Source organism: Microbacterium bovistercoris (assembly GCF_003387575.1).
GTDB lineage: Bacteria > Actinomycetota > Actinomycetes > Actinomycetales > Microbacteriaceae > Microbacterium > Microbacterium bovistercoris.
In genome coordinates this window covers 1-3,270 of record NZ_QUAB01000007.1, presented here as the reverse complement: position 1 = coordinate 3,270, position 3,270 = coordinate 1, and the positions used below count along the sequence as shown (strand labels likewise).

Below are 3,270 nucleotides of genomic sequence, written 5' to 3'. Positions count from 1 at the left end.
TGTTATCAAGTCGTCGGCTTATTAGTACCAGTCAGCTGCACACGTTGCCGTGCTTCCACATCTGGCCTATCAACCCAGTAGTCTGGCTGGGAGCCTCTCACCCGAAGGTATGGAAGTCTCATCTTGAGGCCGGCTTCCCGCTTAGATGCTTTCAGCGGTTATCCATCCCGAACGTAGCTAACCAGCGGTGCTCCTGGCGGAACAACTGGCACACCAGAGGTTCGTCCAACCCGGTCCTCTCGTACTAGGGTCAGATCCTCTCAAACTTCCTACGCGCGCAGCGGATAGGGACCGAACTGTCTCACGACGTTCTAAACCCAGCTCGCGTACCGCTTTAATGGGCGAACAGCCCAACCCTTGGGACCTACTCCAGCCCCAGGATGCGACGAGCCGACATCGAGGTGCCAAACCATGCCGTCGATATGGACTCTTGGGCAAGATCAGCCTGTTATCCCCGAGGTACCTTTTATCCGTTGAGCGACAGCGCTTCCACAAGCCACTGCCGGATCACTAGTCCCGACTTTCGTCCCTGCTCGACCTGTCAGTCTCACAGTCAAGCTCCCTTGTGCACTTACACTCGCCACCTGATTGCCAACCAGGTTGAGGGAACCTTTGGGCGCCTCCGTTACTTTTTGGGAGGCAACCGCCCCAGTTAAACTACCCACCAGGCACTGTCCCTGAACCGGATCACGGTTCGAAGTTAGATATCCAGAGTGACCAGAGTGGTATTTCAACAATGACTCCACCATAACTGGCGTCATGGTTTCACAGTCTCCCACCTATCCTACACAAGCCACACCGAACACCAATACCAAGCTGTAGTAAAGGTCACGGGGTCTTTCCGTCCTGCTGCGCGTAACGAGCATCTTTACTCGTAATGCAATTTCGCCGAGTTCGCGGTTGAGACAGTTGGGAAGTCGTTACGCCATTCGTGCAGGTCGGAACTTACCCGACAAGGAATTTCGCTACCTTAGGATGGTTATAGTTACCACCGCCGTTTACTGGGGCTTAAATTCTCAGCTTCGCCCAAAAGGGCTAACCGGTCCTCTTAACCTTCCAGCACCGGGCAGGCGTCAGTCCGTATACATCGACTTGCGTCTTCGCACGGACCTGTGTTTTTAGTAAACAGTCGCTACCCACTAGTCTCTGCGGCCACCACACCCTTTCCGGAGCAAGTCCGTATAAGTGGATGGCCCCCCTTCTCCCGAAGTTACGGGGGCATTTTGCCGAGTTCCTTAACCACGATTCTCTCGATCTCCTTGGTATTCTCTACCTGACCACCTGAGTCGNTTTGCCGAGTTCCTTAACCACGATTCTCTCGATCTCCTTGGTATTCTCTACCTGACCACCTGAGTCGGTTTGGGGTACGGGCGGCTGGAACCTCGCGTCGATGCTTTTCTCGGCAGCATAGGATCACCCACTTTTCATCCGCATCGTGTCTCAGCCTGCATGAGAGACGGATTTGCCTATCTCTCGGCCTACGCACTTGCACCAGGACAACCATCGCCTGGCATGGGCTACCTTCCTGCGTCACACCTGTTAATACGCTCACTCCACCAGATGGGGTCCCGTGCTCCATCACCCGATGAACCCCGAAGGGTCCGGTGGGTGACTTCGGACGGTTAGCACTCCTGACTTCGTGTGGGCGGTTCTTCGCCGGTACGGGAATATCAACCCGTTGTCCATCGACTACGCCTGTCGGCCTCGCCTTAGGTCCCGACTTACCCAGGGAAGATTAGCTTGACCCTGGAACCCTTGGTCTTCCGGAGGACGTGTTTCTCACACGTCTTTCGCTACTCATGCCTGCATTCTCACTCGTGTGGCATCCACGGCTGGATCACTCCGCCGCTTCACCCGCCACACGACGCTCTCCTACCCATCAACACGGCTGGACCACGAAGGCCTACCAAAAATGTCAATGCCACAACTTCGGTGGCGTGCTTGAGCCCCGTTACATTGTCGGCGCGGAATCACTTGACCAGTGAGCTATTACGCACTCTTTCAAGGGTGGCTGCTTCTAAGCCAACCTCCTGGTTGTCTAAGCAACTCCACATCCTTTTCCACTTAGCACGCGCTTAGGGACCTTAGATGGTGGTCTGGGTTGTTTCCCTCTCGACTATGAAGCTTATCCCCCACAGTCTCACTGCTGCGCTCTCACTTACCGGCATTCGGAGTTTGGCTGACGTCAGTAACCTGGTCGGGCCCATCGGCCATCCAGTAGCTCTACCTCCGGCAAGAAACACGCAACGCTGCACCTAAATGCATTTCGGAGAGAACCAGCTATCACGAAGTTTGATTGGCCTTTCACCCCTATCCACAGCTCATCCCCTCAGTTTTCAACCTAAGTGGGTTCGGCCCTCCACGACGTCTTACCGTCGCTTCAGCCTGGCCATGGATAGATCACTTCGCTTCGGGTCTAGGACATGCGACTGAATCGCCCTATTCAGACTCGCTTTCGCTACGGCTACCCCACACGGGTTAACCTCGCCACATATCACTAACTCGCAGGCTCATTCTTCAAAAGGCACGCTGTCACCCCTACTAAGGAGGCTCCAACGGTTTGTAAGCAAACGGTTTCAGGTACTATTTCACTCCCCTCCCGGGGTACTTTTCACCTTTCCCTCACGGTACTTGTCCGCTATCGGTCATCTGGGAGTATTTAGGCTTATCAGGTGGTCCTGACAGATTCACACGGGATTTCACGGGCCCCGTGCTACTTGGGATCCCCTCCACGCTGCACCAAGCATTTCGACTACGGGGCTGGCACCCACTATGGCCGGCCTTTCAAGACCGTTCGTCTACACTCGCGCATCACGTCCACTGTTCGGCAGAACAGCACGGAGGGTCCCACAACCCCGGGCATGCAACGCCTGCCGGCTATCACACACACCCGGTTTAGCCTCATCCGCTTTCGCTCGCCACTACTCACGGAATCACATGTTGTTTTCTCTTCCTGCGGGTACTGAGATGTTTCACTTCCCCGCGTTCCCTCTACCCGCCCTATATATTCAGGCGGGAGTCACCAGGTCGCACAAACGCCTGGCGGGGTTTCCCCATTCGGACACCCTCGGATCAAAACTCGCTTATCAGTTCCCCGAGGCTTATCGCAGATTGCTACGTCCTTCTTCGGCTCCAGATGCCAAGGCATCCACCGTTTGCTCTTAAAGACTTGAAATCACATGAGAACCGTCAGACCAGGAAAAGCCTGACGGAAGTTTTCTTTAAGATGCTCGCGTCCACTGTGTAGTTCTCAAAGTACGGGCGGTCCCC

General features: G+C 55.1%; 1 rRNA gene. It reads right to left on the bottom strand.

From position 1 onward, the window contains the following. Window position 1: 1 nt before the first annotated feature. Window positions 2–3,175 (bottom strand): 23S ribosomal RNA (locus DY023_RS00305). Window positions 3,176–3,270: the final 95 nt, after the last annotated feature.